Annotated in this window: 17 protein-coding genes and 1 other annotated feature; of the genes, 2 read left to right on the top strand and 15 right to left on the bottom strand. The window is 41.1% G+C overall.

The window, feature by feature from the left end; genetic code table 11:
* Position 1: 1 nt before the first annotated feature.
* The 3 genes from AAZR19_RS01255 to AAZR19_RS01245 form a co-directional block, all read right to left on the bottom strand.
* Positions 2-919, bottom strand: a complete 918-nt coding sequence (locus AAZR19_RS01255; RefSeq protein WP_024425043.1) for an ABC transporter permease — start codon at positions 917-919, stop codon at positions 2-4.
* A gap of 3 nt (positions 920-922) precedes the next feature.
* A complete protein-coding gene (locus AAZR19_RS01250) occupies positions 923-1,867 on the bottom strand; it encodes an ABC transporter permease (protein WP_024426481.1) in 945 nt (314 codons plus the stop codon).
* Positions 1,868-1,983: 116 nt separating this feature from the next.
* The gene (locus tag AAZR19_RS01245) at positions 1,984-3,621 is read right to left on the bottom strand and encodes a peptide ABC transporter substrate-binding protein (protein ID WP_024425045.1); all 1,638 of its coding nucleotides are present in this window, start codon (positions 3,619-3,621) and stop codon (positions 1,984-1,986) included.
* Between the two features lie 482 nt (positions 3,622-4,103).
* Positions 4,104-4,324 (top strand) — a binding site (T-box leader).
* 53 nt (positions 4,325-4,377) lie between these two features.
* Between AAZR19_RS01245 and trpS the strand changes: the two genes are divergently transcribed.
* Complete coding sequence (gene trpS / locus AAZR19_RS01240; RefSeq protein WP_218677330.1) at positions 4,378-5,373, top strand: tryptophan--tRNA ligase; 996 nt, start codon at positions 4,378-4,380, stop codon at positions 5,371-5,373.
* A gap of 35 nt (positions 5,374-5,408) precedes the next feature.
* On the opposite strand, the gene AAZR19_RS01235 is transcribed toward trpS, so the two are convergent.
* From AAZR19_RS01235 to AAZR19_RS01195, 9 genes are all read right to left on the bottom strand, one after another.
* Entirely contained in the window at positions 5,409-6,161 is a 753-nt protein-coding gene (locus AAZR19_RS01235; RefSeq protein ID WP_024426484.1) for a YjbA family protein, read from the bottom strand.
* Positions 6,162-6,306: 145 nt separating this feature from the next.
* Positions 6,307-7,206 carry an oligopeptide ABC transporter permease gene (gene opp4C / locus AAZR19_RS01230; protein WP_080769567.1) on the bottom strand — a complete coding sequence of 300 codons (900 nt, stop codon included), beginning with the start codon at positions 7,204-7,206 and terminating at the stop codon, positions 6,307-6,309.
* A 33-nt stretch (positions 7,207-7,239) separates the two neighbouring features.
* A complete protein-coding gene (locus AAZR19_RS01225; protein ID WP_034621771.1) occupies positions 7,240-8,190 on the bottom strand; it encodes an ABC transporter permease in 951 nt (316 codons plus the stop codon).
* Positions 8,191-8,420: 230 nt separating this feature from the next.
* Positions 8,421-10,055 (bottom strand): peptide-binding protein, encoded by a 1,635-nt coding sequence (locus AAZR19_RS01220; RefSeq protein ID WP_076840860.1) that lies wholly within the window; start codon positions 10,053-10,055, stop codon positions 8,421-8,423.
* 85 nt (positions 10,056-10,140) lie between these two features.
* Positions 10,141-11,163 carry an ABC transporter ATP-binding protein gene (locus AAZR19_RS01215; protein ID WP_076840859.1) on the bottom strand — a complete coding sequence of 341 codons (1,023 nt, stop codon included), beginning with the start codon at positions 11,161-11,163 and terminating at the stop codon, positions 10,141-10,143.
* Entirely contained in the window at positions 11,160-12,140 is a 981-nt protein-coding gene (locus AAZR19_RS01210) for an ABC transporter ATP-binding protein (RefSeq protein WP_395894471.1), read from the bottom strand. The genes AAZR19_RS01215 and AAZR19_RS01210 overlap by 4 nt, the downstream gene beginning before the upstream one ends.
* A gap of 149 nt (positions 12,141-12,289) precedes the next feature.
* Entirely contained in the window at positions 12,290-13,093 is an 804-nt protein-coding gene (locus tag AAZR19_RS01205; RefSeq protein WP_041110121.1) for a DUF2268 domain-containing protein, read from the bottom strand.
* Between the two features lie 77 nt (positions 13,094-13,170).
* Complete coding sequence (gene fabF / locus AAZR19_RS01200; protein WP_034282078.1) at positions 13,171-14,412, bottom strand: beta-ketoacyl-ACP synthase II; 1,242 nt, start codon at positions 14,410-14,412, stop codon at positions 13,171-13,173.
* 21 nt (positions 14,413-14,433) lie between these two features.
* On the bottom strand, positions 14,434-15,372 hold the full coding sequence (locus tag AAZR19_RS01195) for a beta-ketoacyl-ACP synthase III (protein WP_434702093.1): 939 nt from the start codon (positions 15,370-15,372) through the stop codon (positions 14,434-14,436).
* A 171-nt stretch (positions 15,373-15,543) separates the two neighbouring features.
* Here AAZR19_RS01195 and AAZR19_RS01190 point away from each other — a divergent pair, with 171 nt between their 5' ends.
* The gene (locus AAZR19_RS01190; protein ID WP_034282082.1) at positions 15,544-15,777 is read left to right on the top strand and encodes a hypothetical protein; all 234 of its coding nucleotides are present in this window, start codon (positions 15,544-15,546) and stop codon (positions 15,775-15,777) included.
* 10 nt (positions 15,778-15,787) lie between these two features.
* On the opposite strand, the gene AAZR19_RS01185 is transcribed toward AAZR19_RS01190, so the two are convergent.
* From AAZR19_RS01185 to AAZR19_RS01175, 3 genes are all read right to left on the bottom strand, one after another.
* Complete coding sequence (locus AAZR19_RS01185; protein WP_024425054.1) at positions 15,788-15,985, bottom strand: ComZ family protein; 198 nt, start codon at positions 15,983-15,985, stop codon at positions 15,788-15,790.
* Positions 15,986-15,997: 12 nt separating this feature from the next.
* Positions 15,998-16,960 (bottom strand): BMP family ABC transporter substrate-binding protein, encoded by a 963-nt coding sequence (locus tag AAZR19_RS01180; protein ID WP_075622799.1) that lies wholly within the window; start codon positions 16,958-16,960, stop codon positions 15,998-16,000.
* Positions 16,961-17,051: 91 nt separating this feature from the next.
* Positions 17,052-17,627 (bottom strand): nad binding enzyme, encoded by a 576-nt coding sequence (locus AAZR19_RS01175; RefSeq protein ID WP_434702090.1) that lies wholly within the window; start codon positions 17,625-17,627, stop codon positions 17,052-17,054.
* Positions 17,628-17,646 lie beyond the last annotated feature (19 nt).

Below are 17,646 nucleotides of genomic sequence, written 5' to 3'. Positions count from 1 at the left end.
CTTATTTACGCAACTTCGGATCTAAAGCGTCTCTTAGTCCGTCTCCAACCACGTTAAAACCAAACATTGTAATACAGATAAATGCGGCTGGGAACCATAATCTCCAAGGGTAGTACGTCATGGCCGGAATTCCGTCAGACGCCATTGTTCCCCAGCTCGCTAACGGAGCCGGTACACCAAGCCCTAGGTAGCTTAGGAATGCCTCTGTGAAGATAGCAGAAGGAATCGTTAATGTCATCGTCACAAGAATTGGTCCCATTGAGTTTGGAATTAAGTGTTTAAATAAAAGTCTAGATGTTTTCGCACCTAATGTTTGTGCTGCAAGAACGTATTCTTGACTCTTTAATTGTAAAACCTGTCCCCGAACAATACGTGCCATGTTAATCCAGCCTACGACTGTCATGGCGAGGATAATCGTTAATAATCCTTTTGGCAGAACAACCATCATTAAGATAACCATTAATAGTGTTGGAATTGCCCATAAAACGTCTGCGATACGCATCATCACTTCATCTGTACGGCCGCCTTTGAACGCAGCAATACTTCCCCAGATAATACCGATGATCACGTCAAGGACCGCTGCAGCAAGACCGATGAAGATCGAAATTCTTGCCCCGACCCATGTACGGACAAACATGTCACGTCCTAAATCATCTGTACCAAACCAGTGCTCTTTTGAAGGCGGCTGGTCAGCATTCAGCAAATCGGTCGTGGAGTAATCATATTTAGAAAACATCGGAACAAAGATGGCCAGCATCACAATAATAAAAATGATTGTAAGTCCAACCATTGCAAGTTTATTGGCACGGAAGCGAAGCATGGCATCCTTCCATAAAGATAGACTAGGTTTAGAAATTTTTTCAGATTCTGCTGCGTCAGCTGTCGCAGGCACAAATAAATCTTTTCTCATCTCTTCCATGTGTTAGACCCCTTTCTTCGCCTTCGTCAGTTTAATTCTAGGATCGATAATACCGTAGAGGACGTCAACGACTAGAATACTGATTAATAGAATAATACTGTAGAAGACTGTAACACCCATGATGACGGTGTAATCACGGTTTGTAATGCTTGTGACAAAGTGAGAGCCTAATCCAGGGATACCAAAAATCTTCTCAACGACAAAACTACCTGTTAAAACTGAAGCAGCCATTGGTCCCATGTATGTGATAACAGGTAACAATGCGTTTCGGATGGCGTGTTTGATCGTCACAGCAGATTTTGTTAAGCCTTTTGCTCTAGCCGTTCTAATGTAGTCACTATTTAGTACTTCAAGCATACTTGACCGTGCAAGTCTAGCGATAAATGCCATTGGCATGAAGGAAAGTGCAATAGAAGGTAGTACGGTGCTTGCCCAAGACTCCCATCCTGCAACTGGGAAGATCGCTATAATACTTGCCTCAGATGCAAATACATATTGTAGTAGCGCCGCTAAAATGAAACTTGGAACTGAAATTCCAAAGATCGTTAAAATGGCAATCGTATAGTCTTGCCACTTGTTATGATAGAGCGCTGCAAGGACCCCAAACAATACACCAAATGCTAATGCGAGGAGAATTGCCTCAATTCCGAGGGTAAAGGAAACGGGGAATCCAGAACTGATTAAGTCATTTACGGTTTGTCCTTTATATTTAAATGAGGGACCAAAATCTAATGTTGCAACTGAACCTAGGTAGCTTACATATTGAACAAATAAGGGCTTGTCCAATCCGTAGTGCTCGTTTAGGTTTGCTTCAATTTCAGCAGGAAGTTTCTTCTCACCAGAGAATGGACCACCAGGTGCTGCCTGCATGAGAAAGAAAGTTGCAGTTACAATAACAAACAGTGTGATTAAAATATATATTAATCGCTTACCGATATATTTAAGCAACGGAATTGCACCTCCATGATTTTACAACAATTTCTCTAATCAGCAAGAAAGGTATATGGAGAGACATCCTCCATATACCTTAAGATCCTTGCCGTAGATCTCTTACACTATTACTCTTACTTTTCGAAATGTGCCCATTTGTATTGAACATCACCTAGTCCAGATACAACTACACCTTTAAGTTTTGGATCTTGTACCCAAAGCTGAGTGTAGAAGTAAATTGGTGCTACAGGCATATCGTTGATGATGATTTCTTCTGCTTTTTTCAGCATTTCTTCACGCTTCGTTTTATCTGTTTCTTTTGCAGAATCATTCAACAATTGTTTGTACTCTTTGCTTTCCCATCCAGTGTCGTTGTTTCCACCGTCTTTATCTTTGTAAAGCTCAAGGAAGTTCACTGGATCGTTGAAGTCACCTAACCAGCCCATACGTCCGATTTGGTAGTCTCCGCTGTGGATTTTGTCGATGTATACGTTCCACTCAGAGTTATCAAGTTCAACTTTCACACCTAAATCTTTTTTCCACATTTCTTGAATTGCTTGTGCAATCTTTTGGTGGCCCTCATCTGTGTTGTAAGAAAGTTTCAATGTTGGAAGATCAGAAACAGACTTATAACCTAATTCTTTCGCACCTTTTTCAAGAAGCTTTTTAGCTGTATCTACATCATGATCTTTGAAGTAGCCAGTTTTGTTATCTGTGAATCCTTCCATTGTTGGTGGAACGATTGCCATTGCTGGAACTTGTTCACCTTGCGTAATTTTGTCAACGATCGCTTGACGGTTGATTGAGTATGCAAGGGCCTTACGGATGTTTGCATTGTTTAAAGGTTTTACTTCTGTGTTGAATTTGTAGTTATAGATACCAGCGATCGTTTGAATTTTCAGACCGCCTTCTTTTTTCAATGTTTTTAAAGACTCAGTTGGAAGGCTTCCAGTTGGAGAACCAGCCCAGTCAAGCTCGCCTTTTTTGAACATGCTAAGTTCAGTGTTTGTATCTTTGATCATAGACATGTTGATTTTTTTCAATTTCACAGTATCTTTATCCCAGTATTCATTGTTCTTTTCAAGCGTGATAGAACCGCCATGTTTCCATTTAGAAAGAACGAATGGTCCGTTAGATACGTAGTTTTCACCAGCATTTGTGTACCAGTTTTTATTCTTTTCAGCCACTTTTTTGTTGACTGGCATATAAGTATAGAATGCAGTTAGTTCAGTAAAGAACGGTGTTGGGTTCTCTAGCTCAACTACAAGCGTTTTGTCGTCTTTAGCTTTAATGCCAACATCAGCAACTTTCGCTTTCCCTTTGTTTGCTGCTTCAGCACCTTTAATATAGTAAAGCTGGTAAGCATATTGAGATTCATTTTTAGGATCTAATGCCCATTTCCAAGCATATTCAAAATCTTCTGCTTTTACAGGGTCACCATTAGACCATTTTGCATCACGAAGTGTGAATGTATAAGTTTTACCATCAGCACTTGTTTTGATATCAGAAGCCATTGCATTTTCTGGCTTTCCTTCAGCGTTAATTCTTGTTAACCCTTCAAAAGTCTGACGGATGACACTACCTGAAGTTGAATCATTTGCCAATCCCGGATGTAAAGAAAAAGGCTCAGTGGAGATATTCACATTTAATGTTGTTTTAGCCTCTCCAGAACTGCTCGTGCTGTCGCCTGATTTGTTTCCGCTGAAACCACAAGCGCTTAATACAAGTGTGAAAATAAGCATTAAAGTAACAACAGACCAACGCTTTTTCAACTGTATTCCCCCTTATAATATGTTTTTAGTTCAAAGGTCTCGATAGAAGATGAGATTCAGATTTAAGAAATAGCGTAAAAAAGTCCCTAAATAGCTTACTTTCTATTTCTTTTGTTTTTTCTGAATTTTCACTATGTAAAGAGCCTAGCACAAACGTGTGAACAAATTCATTATAATGAATAGAATAATTTATTGCAATATCAATTTCATATATTTTTTAAAAACGTAAATGGGGATAAAGAGGGATTTTTATAAACTAAAGTCTCAATCACTTCAACAAATTAAAGCGTAAATTGATTAAAATAATTTAACAAATTCAGCAGGAATAATGTTTTATACATATAATTAATCATCCTTTTTTAAAAAATTCTGACAGTTATTTGGTATTTTATCTAAAATTTTAAGTGTCAATAGGCATGATGAGAAGGTCACATAAAGGCTTCGTGACTTTTTCATGGTCATCCTTTATAATAGATAGACATATTGTTGCGATGAAAAAGAAGAGTACATATATTCACCATTTACAGAGAGTCTGCGGCCGGTGTGAGCAGATAATGGCATGTATGGAATGGGCTTTGGAGCAGCTAACCGAACACTTCTAAAAAAGTGAGTAGGCTTAGACGGAGCAGTCTCCGTTATCAACGTCTTGAGTGATTTCTATGTGAAATAACAAGGGTGGTACCACGGTTCATTCGTCCCTTTTCTGTTGAAAAGTGATGGGTGGGCCTTTTTATATTGAAGAAAAGAGGTTTTAGTATGACAAAGAAGACAATTTTTTCAGGTATTCAGCCGAGCGGTTCTGTCACGTTAGGGAACTATATTGGAGCAATGAAGCAATTTGTCGATTTGCAGCATGACTATAATGGCTATTTTTGTGTCGTGGATCAACATGCGATTACAGTGAGTCAGGACCGATTAGCTCTCCGCCAAAATATTAGAAGCTTAGCAGCTCTTTATTTAGCTGTTGGACTTGATCCAGAGAAAGCGACATTGTTTATCCAATCAGAGGTACCTGCTCACGCCCAGGCAGGATGGATGCTGCAATGTGTTGCTTATATTGGGGAATTAGAAAGAATGACCCAATTTAAGGACAAATCCGCTGGTAAGGAAGCAGTTGTTTCAGGCCTATTAACGTATCCCCCATTAATGGCTGGCGATATTTTATTATATGGTACTGATTTAGTCCCTGTTGGAGAAGACCAAAAGCAGCACCTTGAATTGACTAGAACGCTTGCTGAACGCTTTAACCGAAAGTACAATGATATCTTCACTGTGCCTGAAGTGAAAATCCCAAAAGAAGGCGCTCGGATTATGTCTTTAACAGATCCAACGAAAAAAATGAGCAAATCCGATCCGAACCAAAAATCCTTCATTACCTTATTAGATGAACCAAAGCAACTTGAAAAGAAAATTAAAAGTGCTGTGACGGATTCAGAAGGCATCGTGAGGTATGACAAAGAGAACAAACCTGGAATTGCCAACTTGCTGACGATTTATTCTGTATTAGGCAACATATCGATTGCAGAGCTGGAGCAAAAGTACGAAGGCAAAGGATATGGTGAGTTTAAAGGAGATCTTGCGAACGTTGTCATTGATGCTTTAAAACCAATTCAAGATCGATACCATGAACTCATTGAATCAGACGAGCTTGACCGTATTCTAGACGAAGGTGCTGAAAAAGCAAACCGCGCAGCAAACAAAATGCTGAAAAAAATGGAGAATGCGATGGGTCTTGGCAGAAAACGCAAATAAAAAAAGCTTGCAGCACGACTCGCTGCAAGCTTTTTCTAGTTTACTTTTGATTCGTTTTCCATTTCCCAAAGCTTTTCGAAAAAAGGCTGTCCTTTAATCATTTTTTCACAGAAGGCTAAATGATTCTCTGACCACCCATCAATCGTTTCATTGTAAAGCATGTTCCAAATCTCTTCGAAAGACATTCGTTTGATTTGGTTGTACATCCGCGGGTTCCATTCCGTATACCAATACGCAATCTCCGCCCTGTTTTTGAGCCCTTTTAATTGATCGAGCGCCATAAACATCAGCTGTTTCAGCTGTCTTTCTTTTCTCGTTAATCCGCTGATATGCTGCGGCGGCAGTGATAGAATGTGATACTCTTTTGTCGATTCAAGGCTGTCCTTAGAAAATTCATATTCCTCTGCCTTCACATCTTTCACCATTTCATACACCAATTGCTCCTGCCTTGGGATCAAGCGGCTTTTTCTCACAGGTATGGAATACCCAATCGTATCTACAGCAATAATTCGAATGCCGTCTGTGACCACAAAGCAATACTCTAATTTACGGCGTTCATGATTTTTTCGAATATAGGATTTCTCAAATACAGACTCTAGCAGTGTCTTCGGCAGCTCTGATAGATCATTCTCTATGTAATCAAACAAAGGGCTCTGCACCTTAAGTAAAGGCACTTGATCTAACAGTTCAACGCTGTCCTCCTTACGCCACTCATGAAAATGACACACATTGTAGCCATTTTCTTCCCCTTCAAACCAATTCACCCATACGTCATGAAGAAATAACATAACCAATCCCTCACTTTATAAAAACTGTTGTCCACAGTATGGGCAAGGGATAGAGAAATTATTCCAACTTTATCAAAACTTCAAGCTGAGAATGATGAGCTTCATGTCTTTCTTTCGTTCAGGAAACGCAGAGCCCCTTTAAACTTTATTTCAGCTTTTTAGGATCAAGTGCATCTCTCAGCCCATCTCCTAAAAAATTAAAGCATAAAACAGTCAGCAAAATGAATAAACCTGGGAAAAGCGGGTACCACCAAGCTTGCACCATAATCGAGAAATTTTGTGCATCTTGCAGCATGTTGCCCCAGCTTGCAGTTGGCGGCTGAATACCAAAGCCAAGGTAGCTGAGCGTTGATTCAGCTAAAATGACGGAGCCTACTTTTAATGTAGCTGATACAATAATAGGACCAATACAGTTCGGTAAAATATGCGAAAAGATGATGACATGATTTTTCGTTCCAATGGTTCTCGCCGCGAGGACGAACTCTCTTGTTCGAAGTGATAAGAATTCACTGCGGATAAGCCTTGCGGTTGTTGTCCAGCCTGTCAAAGCAAAGATTAAAATCAATTTATCAATGCCCGGTTTGAAAATGGTGACAAGCGTGATCAAAAGAAAAATGTCTGGAATCGACAACACGACATCGACAAACCTCATTAACAAAGAATCAACAAACCCTTTGAAATACCCCGCGACCGCGCCAACGACAGTGCCAATGGTGATTGCACCGACCACTGAGACGAAACCAACCAATAAAGAGACCCGCGCGCCATATAGCACCCTTGAGAAAATATCGCGGCCAAACTTGTCAGTGCCCATAAAATGCTCAGCACTTGGCGGCTGGAGCCGCTTCAATAAATCTTGCTGTTCTGGTGTATATGGAGCGATCACTGGAGCGAAAATGGCTGAAAAGATAATGACCAATAAGATCACGGAGCCGGCAACCGCCAATTTATTTTTAAAAAATTTCTCACAAAATAAACGCAGCATCGTCTCTGGCTTTGGTTGAAGGCCCTCCTTTAATTTGATATCAACAGGAGGTGTTCCCATATTAGGCTGTGCCAATTGTGCTTCAGCTCCCTTCTAATATTCAATACGCGGATCAACAATCGCATATAAAATATCCGCTATTAAATTTCCAACCACCACAAGCACTGCGGAAATAACGGTCATCGCCATAATGACCGGATAATCTCTCGAAAAGGCAGAATCAATGAACAGCTTTCCAAGTCCTGGCCAGGTGAATATTTGTTCCACCACGACTGCGCCGCCAATAAAGGATGGTATCATTAATCCGAAAATCGTTATGACAGGCATAAGACCGTTTCTTAAACCATGTTTAAAAATGACTTTGTTTTCTCTAAAGCCTTTCGCTCTTGCTGTGCGAATATAATCCTGCCTCATGACATCAAGCATACTTGACCTTGTGTACCTGGTCAGCCCTGCCATGTCAGCCGTTGCTAAAACAAAGGCTGGTAAAATGATGTGATGGAGCCGGTCAAACACATTAAAATCGGCATTCAAGGTAGAGACTCCGCCAGTTGGAAACCAACCTAGGTTCACGGATAAAACCATAATAAGGATGAGACCAAACCAAAAGTTTGGAATAGCCAGTCCGATAAAAGATGTAACCGTAATGCCATAGTCAAGCTTTGTGTATGGACGTTTTGCTGAAAGAACACCAAATGGAATGGCGATCAGCAGGGCAACTAATGTAGAAAAGATCATGAGGATGAGGGTATTTGGCAGCCGGGCAAAAATCAAATCAGCCACGGGTGTTCCCTTTTTGACAATGGATGTGCCAAAGTCACCTTGAAGCATATTGCCAAGCCATTTCATATATTGCACATATTCAGGATCGTTCAAGCCGTACTTATCAATAAAGGCTTCCCGGTCTGCCGCACTAATGGTAGGGTCCATCATGAGTGACATCGGATCGCCTGGTGCTGCTTTCATAATGGCAAAGGACAAAATGGTAATCCCTAATAAAATGGGAATCGAGAGCAATGTCCTTCTAATGATATATGTAACCATATGCACAACTCCTTTTTCATCGGATCGCCATTCTGTGAAAAAAAAGGCCAAAATGATGTTATTTTAGCCCTTTGTCTGCTTTTCAGCGTGATATGAAAACCCTTGAATCCTCATGCTGATGCGGAGCGAACGAAGTGATCTTTTTAGCACCCACGCAGAGAACTGACACCGAATGCAAGGGATTGTTTTCACGGTGAAAGGGGAGAATCCCCCCCTTCTTCACTATCAGCCTACTGTTCAAGCCACCATTTTTCGATTTTGTAATATTCATCTTTCGGGTGGTAAGAGTAGCCTTGGAGATTAGATGGCATAGCACGATGTGAGTTAGCATAGTAAAGGAACGTGTACGGCTGATCCTCTGCGATCAGTTTATAAATTTTTTCATATGCCTTTGAATAATCTTTTCGATCGCTTAAGTTTTTAGCATCAACTAACAGCTTATCGACCTCTTTATTTTTATACCAGATGTTATTTAAGCCTTTTTCTGACTGGCTTGAGTGGAATATGCTGAATTGATCAGGGAATGTCGCAAGGCTCCAGCCGAGCAGCAGTGCATCATAATCCCACTTAGGCGGTGTCGTCTGCTCAATGAGTGCACTGAATTCCACAATTTGCGGCTTCGCTTCCACACCGATTTCTTTGAGCTGCTGCTGGACAACGACAGCGATATCTTCACGAACTTTATTTCCTTGGTTGGTCTTTATGACAAAGGAGAATTTCTTGCCATCTTTATCAAGATAGCCGTCTCCATCTGTATCCTCCCAGCCCTCTTCTTTCAGCATCTTTTTCGCTTTTTCTTGATCAAATTCAAACACTGGCACACTTTCATCCTTTGGATAGTTCCAGGACAGCGGACTTTCTGGAATGTTGGCTACTTTGCCGTCTCCATCTAGCACTTGGTCAACAATCGTTTGACGATCAATAGCATGTGTCAGCGCTTGGCGGACCTTTTTACTTTTAAAGAGTTCATTTTTCTGGTTCCAGCCAATGTATGAATAATTGAGTCCTAGATCAGATTCAATTTTAATGTTGCTCACTTTTTCAGCTGTTTGCAGCTCGGAGCCTGGTACAGCAAAGAAATCAATATCTCCTGCTGACAGCTGGGCAATCGCTGCATTCTGATCAGGAATGGTTTTAATTGTGACAGTATCAAGGTAAGGACGTCCATCCCAATAATCGTCAAAGGCTTCTAGTTTGACGTAGTCTCCTTCTTTCCATTCTGCAAATTTAAATGGACCAGAACCGATTGGTTTTTTTCGGTTAAATTCGTTTTCACCGAGATCTTTTATAGGCACATCACCTAAAATATGCTTAGGTAAAATACCATAGCTTCCTAGTGTGACATTATAAAAATAAGGATCTTTTTTATTGAGCTTGAATTCGATCGAGTAGTCCCCTGTCTTTTTAACAGACTCTAAAACTTCAAAGCCTGATCCGCGCTCCCCGTTGTAATCCTTATTGATTGGAATGCTGTATGTAAACACAACATCATCAGCAGTCAGTTCTTCACCATCATGAAACTTCACACCTTTTTTAATGGTGACATCAAACTGCTTGCCGTCATCAGATTCTTTAATATCCTCTGCCAGCGATAGCTGAGGGTTGAGCTTTCCGTCTGTTTGAAGTAAGAAGCTGTAGATTCTTTCCTCAATATCAGAGCTTGCCACATCTGTAGAATACAGCGAGTTAAATAATGTTGGCTCTGCAATTGAACCGATGACAAGATCGCCGCCTTGTACAGGTTTACCTGTGGATTTCTTTCCACTATCTCCAGACGTTTTATTTCCACCAGAACAAGCAGCAAGGATTAATGTAAAAATCAGCAGTAAACTGATCAAAATGGACTTTCTATTTCTAACTTTCATAGACAATTCCCCCTATTCTTTTTTAAAAATAATGACCGAATCCTGTTTCATCCCCCCTCTCAAAGATGAGATCATACAAGCTTGATCAAGCGTTGTAGAGGTGGCAGGCAACAAAGTGGTTCGTTTTTAATTCCTGAAATGCTGGTACTTTTTCTTTACAGATTTCTTTCGCGTGCGGGCATCTTGTGTGAAATACGCAGCCTTTTGGCGGATTTGCAGGATTCGGCAAATCGCCTTGGAGCATAATGCGTTCTCTTTTCGTCTGCCCTTTTTTACGGGTGACAGGAACGGAAGAAAGCAGAGCCTGTGTATACGGATGGAGCGGATCATCGTACAGACTGTGCTTATCGGCAAGCTCCATCATTTTGCCGAGATACATGACGCCGACTCTATCGCTAATATGCCTGACTACACTTAAATCGTGTGAGATAAATAGATAGGTAAGGTCAAATTCCTCCTGAAGCTCCTCCATCAGATTAATAACCTGCGCCTGAATGGATACATCAAGTGCTGATACAGGCTCATCTGCGATGATCATGTCGGGATTCATGGCAAGCGCACGAGCGATGCCGATTCGCTGCCTCTGCCCGCCTGAAAATTCATGGGGATAGCGGTTCGCAAAGCTTGGATGAAGACCTACCTTTGATAAAAGCTGTTCTACTTTTTCATTTCTTTCTTTTAAGGAATATAAGTGATGTGTTTTGTAGGGTTCTTTGATGATGCTTCGAAGTGTTTTTCTAGGGTTGAGTGATGCAAAGGGATCTTGAAAAACCATTTGGATGTTTTTTCGTGTAGATTGTCTTAGCTTTGATTCTGATACGCGCGTGATGTCTTGCCCTTTAAAAAAGATTTGACCGTCAGTTGGTTCGTATAGGCGAATCATTGTCCGGCCTAGTGTGGATTTCCCGCATCCTGACTCCCCGACAATACCTAACGTTTCACCTTTATAAATCTTCAAGTCTATGCCGTCAACAGCTTTCACTGCACCGACTTTCTTTTGAAAGACGCCCGCTTTAATCGGAAAATGTTTTCGAATCTGTTTCAGTTCAAGGATCGTTTCTTTCTCTGGTAAGTCTGTTATTTGTGTTTGATTTTGAGCAAGTGTCATGTGTTGTCTGCCTCCTCATATAAGAAACATCTGACGCTTCTGCCATTTTCAAATGTTCTCAGCTTAGGCAGTTCTCCCAGGCAGCGTTCCTTCACTTGCGGACATCTAGGAGCAAAGCGGCAGCCGGCTGGAAGCTGATCTGGCGCAGGAACATTCCCTTTGATGGCTGTTAACGGCTGTATGTCTCCGTCAATGACAGGAATCGATTCAAGAAGCCCTTCTGTGTAAGGATGAAGCGGCTGTTCAAACAACTCTTCGACAGTCCCATTTTCAACAACCTGTCCGCAGTACATGACAATCACTCGATCTGCAACTTCAGACACGACACCTAAATCATGTGTGATAAGAAGAATAGATGTACCAAAGGTAGAGCATAAATCCTTCATTAATGTGAGTACCTGGGCTTGAATGGTTACATCCAGGGCAGTTGTCGGTTCATCTGCAATAAGAAGCTTCGGATCACAGCTTAGCGCAATGGCAATCATCACTCTTTGCCTCATCCCGCCTGATAAACGGTGCGGATAATCTTTGATGATTTGCTCCGGACGGGAAAAACCAACAAGCTTCAGCAGATCAACCGCTTTTTTGACCGCTTCTTTTTTTGAAATTTTTTTGTGATAGATGAGGATTTCTGTTATTTGTTCTCCGATCGTTAAGACGGGATTAAGTGAGGTCATGGGTTCCTGAAAGATCATAGATACATCATTACCGCGGATGCTGCATAATTCCTTTTCACTATATGTAACAAGGTCCTTTCCATCAAGTTTGATGGAACCGTCCATAATTTTCCCGCCCGTGCCATGAATCAGACCCATAATGGATAAGGACGTAATGCTTTTGCCAGACCCAGACTCACCGACTAATGCGACAGTTTCTCCTCTGTTGATGCTGAAATCAACGCCATCCACAGCAGGTATCGGTTCCTTTTTTCGAAAAAAATATGTTTTTAAGTTTTGCACTTCAAGCAGCGTGCTCATTCATTCGCCCCTTTCTCCATAGATCAATAGAATTGAACCTGAATATTCCGTCTTTTTAAAATAAAAAGAATTATTTGTATATTATTACATCGCTATGACGAAATCAAGAAGTATTTAGTAAATTTGTAATATGTCTCTTTTTATGTGAATTATTCACTTTGTGATTCTATCGCCTTTAAAAAGGTTTCTGCTGGCTCTGCAATCATAGACTCCTCGCTGATTCGGTGCTCATTGAAATATTTTTTCACAATATAAAACCCGGTAGCGTAACCAAGCATTTTAGGGTAGTTCCCTTTTCCATAAAGAAGATTCTGTATCAGCCTTTCGTCGTCCTGGACTCTTTGATCAAGATGACTGGATACCCATTTCTTGTACATACGCTGCAGCTGATCTTCGCTATAGAAGGTGGTCCATTTCGCTGTATAGTTTTCTCCATATCTATGATACACAGCATATTCAGCGAGCCCCTCCATCATGATTGTATCGAGGAATGTAAAGTCTTTTTCTTCTTTTGAGAGAAAATGCAGCCTGCATACATGGTGATATTCATGAGTCAGCAATGTACCGATTCGCTCCTTCGGGGTATTTGGAGACAAAAAAAGAAAGACCTTGTCATCAAATGCCATGCCAGATTGATAATAAAATTGCTCTCTGATTTCTCTGCTACTCTCGTTGACAGGTAAAATAAACACGGGAATGTCAGGACCTTTCCACTGCTTTTGAAGCGTTTGGTATTCTTTCATGACAAGCTTGAAGTACCCTTTTTCCTTGAGCCTGTCGATCATGTTTTTGCACGAGCTCCAAGACCGAACCATCCCGTGATGCTGCAGGTGAGCGAGGATAGACGACCATTCTTTATCCTCGGCCCCTTTAAAATAAGGAACAAAGCGCGCTGCAAGCTCCTGAAATGATGATGATTGATGAATGAGATATTGTGTATTGATCAGACCCATACCGCTGAACACCTCCATTTTCATCATATGCAAAAAAGCGGCGATCTGTTTATCGACCGCCGCTTTCTCAGAAAGTATTACGCTTCGTATTTTTTGAAAATAATTGTCGCATTATGCCCGCCAAAACCAAGTGAGTTACTTAAAGCCACTTGTACTTCTTTTGAACGTGCTTCATTTGCTACATAATCAAGATCACATTCTTCATCCGGTGTTTCAAGATTAATGGTTGGAGGAAGGACGCTGTCTTTAATCGCAAGAACAGAGAAAATGGCTTCTACTCCGCCTGCTGCGCCAAGTAAGTGACCTGTCATTGATTTTGTCGAACTGATCGCAAGCTGGTTCGCATGCTCTCCGAACACTTCTTTAATCGCCATTGTTTCAAATTTATCATTGTAAGGTGTGCTTGTACCGTGGGCATTGATATAATCAATATCTTCCACAGACAACCCTGCATCTCGAATCGCTTCTTTCATTGCACGGACGCCGCCTTCTCCATTTGGAGCTGGTGCTGTAATATGGTAGGCATCTCCAGTTGAACCATAACCAACGATTTCTGCATAAATGGTCGCACCACGTTTTAAGGCATGCTCAAGTTCTTCAAGAACAATAATCCCTGCACCCTCACCCATGACAAATCCGTCACGGTTTTTGTCGAATGGACGGCTTGCTGTCTTTGGATCAGGATTTGTCGAAAGGGCTTTGTTCGCACAGAAACCTGCAAACGACATTTTTGTTAACGGCGCTTCTGTTCCGCCTGTGATCATCGCATCTGCATCGCCGCGCTGAATGACTTTAAATGCATCACCAATTGAGTTTGTTCCTGTTGCACATGCTGTCACTGTACAAGAGTTAACCCCTTTTGCGCCAAGTGCAATAGAAATTTGGCCTGTCGCCATATCAGGAATCATCATTGGGACGAAGAATGGACTGACGCGTCTTGCCCCTTTATTTGAATACACTTCGAACTGCTCTTCAAATGTTTCAAGTCCGCCAATACCAGACCCAACCCATACACCAACACGCGGTGCGATTTCATCTGTGATTTCAAGACGTGAATCTTCCAGCGCTTTTTGAGCAGCAACGACTGCATATTGCGTGAAGCGTGCCATTTTTCGCGCTTCTTTTTTCTCCATGTAATCTTCAATGTTAAAATCTTTTAGTTCTGCCGCTACTTTTGCGGTATATTCACTTGAATCGACACGTGTAATCGGTCCAACCCCTGATACACCCGCTAAAGCATTTTTCCATGTTGACTCTACATCGTTGCCAAGTGGTGTCAAAGCACCTAATCCTGTAACAACTACTCGTTTCTTATCCATTAATTTGTGCACCCCACTCTTTTATCGGCCCCATCGCATAGCGATTGCGCCCCAAGTTAATCCGCCACCAAAACCAACCATTACAATCACATCGCCGTCATGAATTTTTCCGGCTTCGATTTCTTCACATAGTGAAATTGGAATGGATGCTGCTGATGTGTTTCCATATTTATGGACAGTCTTCGACATTTTTTCAACTGGAAGCTCTAAGCGTTCGCGTGCTGCTTCCATAATGCGAATATTTGCTTGATGCGGGATCAAGAAATCAACGTCTTCTTTTGATAGTCCAGCTTTTTCAATGACATTTACACTTGACTCGCCCATTTGTCTTACAGCAAATTTAAATACTTCTCGTCCATTCATGATTGTATGATCTTTTTCATCTAAGTACAAGTGCTTCCCGCCGCTTCCATCTGCTCCAAGTTCAAATGATAGAATTCCTTTACCTTCGTTGACTTCTCCCAGCACAGCAGCTCCAGCTCCATCTCCAAACAAAACAGCTGTATTGCGGTCATCCCAGTCGGTAATGCGAGAAAGCTTTTCAACACCGACGACAAGCACGTGTTTGTAAGTTCCTGATTCGATAAATTGTTTTCCAGTAACAAGCCCATACATAAAGCCAGCACACGCAGCGCTAATATCCATTGCACATGCTTTATGTGCACCGAGCTGCTCTTGAATCATACAAGCAACTGTCGGAAATGCTTGATCTGGCGTGACTGTCGCCACAAGAATCATATCGATATCTTCTGCAGCCACATCTGCGTCAGCTAATGCTTTTTTTGCAGCAGCAAGCGCCATATGAGATGTATTGACATCATCAGATGCAATTCTTCTTTCTTCTATACCTGTTCTAGTACGAATCCACTCGTCAGAAGTTTCAACCATTTTTTCTAAATCATGATTTGTTAATACTTTTTCAGGTATATAGCGGCCAAGGCCAATAATTCCAGCATTCATTGAATAAGACTCCTTTTACTCATACGAGCATGTGATATTGTGATCTTATATTAGTATCTGGTACTAATTTTACCTTATTTTTTTCTTCTTGGCAATACAAACGTCTAACCTTTCCTCTCACTTTTTTCATAGATTAATGATATATACCAATAGTAGAAAGGAACATGTGATATGGCGCAAAAAGATATTTTCTCAGCAATGATGTTTGGACAGCCGATTGAAAAGGAGAAAAGCAAGACAGAGGCAAAGGAGGAACGTGCGGAGACATCTTCAAGTGAGGACTCAATTGACTACATGCATGTCATGAATCAAATTGGGAACATTATGAACTCCATCGATGAGCTGAAGCCTGTGTTTAAAGATGTTGGTCCTATGATTAGTGCCTTCAAGAAAAAATTATCATAAAAAAAAGCCACTATTCTGTGGCTTTTTCTGATTCTGCATCTGCTTTTCCAAGCTCGTATGCTTCTTGCATGACAGATGTAAATAATGTTAGAAGCGGCTGAAGTGCTTCAGGCTCAAGCTGAATCCCTGCTTTATCTAACTCTTCCTTCGCCTGCGGAAAATACTTCATGGCAATTTGTAAAAATTCCATCGATTTTTCGTGCTGCATGTCTTCGTCTCCTCACTTTTCATTTGGCAGTTTACCTGTTTTTTTGTATGACACAATATCACTTTCAATGTCTTTCACAAAAGCGTCGTCAATGGTGGAACTAAATTTCCCCATCTCGACCACTCCTTCTTTAAAATCAAAGGAGTACTCATCTTGTTCATTTAGCTTGCCTTCATTAAACTTCTTTGCAATGATACTGTACGCTTTATCAACATGCTGTACAGTGCTCGTTAAAACTGTATGGCTGCCGAGGTTGGATTGATCGGTGACGTATCCGATCGCTGATAAATTATCGGCTTTGATTTGTTCAATGACAGGGATATTATAACCATCGCCTGCTGGATACACAACATCAACGCCCTGCTTTTTTAATTTTTGATAGAGCTCCACCGCTTTGTCAGCATCATCCCAGTTTTCGACAAACTCTGCTAATACTTGTACATGTTCATCTTGATATTTTGCCCCTTTGATAAAGCCGTCTACTTCACTTTGCCAATCATATGTAGCAAGAATCCCAATCTTTTTTGTTTTTGACATATGTGCAGCTGTCATGCCTCCGAAAAAGCCCATCGCTTCACCTTTAAACGTCACGTTTGTGACATTGCCCGCCTGAGGCTTGTTTCCATTGACCGTAATAAATTGTATGTTTGGATAATCTTCACTGATCAAGTTAAAAATTTCACTGTATTCATTGCCATGGCCAATAATCAAATTGACTCCTTTTTTATGGAATTCTTCAATGGCATCAACGATTTTCTCCTTGTCAACCATTCCTTCCTTATAATAAACATCTACACCAAATGTTGATTGGATATTTAATAAGCCTTTATAACCTTTCGTTCCCCAAACTTGATCATTGATCGTATCGGGGACGAGTAAACCCACCTTCTCAATTTTTCCTTTTAAAGGCGCCTGCGAGCAGGCAGATAATAGAAGAAGGAACGAAAAGATCATGACAAGCCGCTGGTACTTCATGCCATGTTCAACTCCCTTTTGCAACATGCAGTGATGAACCTGTATGTTAAATATAGGTTTATTTTATACTGAAAAAAGATAAGATGGAAGATCATTCTTGCTTTTTGTCGAAAAATGTTGAGTTTTGTCTTTTCCATTCTGCAATCATGTCTTCTGCTTGTTTGTCATCTGTTTGCCTTTCTACCTTCAATTCATACGTCATGTCCTGACTTTGACCTGTGTCCGATGCCCATTGTAACAATTCCTTTGCCACATCTTCTACAAAAAGTGAATTTGCACGCTTTGTTCGATCTTCATTGAGTGACCATGGTCCGAACATGCGAGGAAGAATAACTGCCGGCACATTCTGTTTCGCTGATTCGTTTTCAGGTTTTTCATAAAGAATCTGGTACATGCCATGCTCTGCTTTGATGTCTTCCTGCCTGTTATACGGTTCCTCTGATTGAATAAAAATGAGGTCATACGTGTCTTTACTATCCTGAAGGTCAATGACACGAACGAGATCATTTCTGCCCAGCCACATCATCCGCTCTTCTAACAGTCCCTTTTGTTCTTCTTTAAGATCATGAGGACGCGTGATATCCACTTGAATGCCCTCTTTCATCATATATTCACAAAGTGTCAGGCCAAAAAACTCATCTGCCCCTATGATCAGTCCTGTTTCCATGTTCATGTCCCCTTTTTTA

The sequence above is a fragment of the Bacillus sp. Je.9.29.b genome (assembly GCF_051129925.1).
GTDB classification, from domain to species: domain Bacteria; phylum Bacillota; class Bacilli; order Bacillales; family Bacillaceae; genus Bacillus; species Bacillus safensis.
This window is presented reverse-complemented; position numbering and strand designations above follow the sequence as displayed.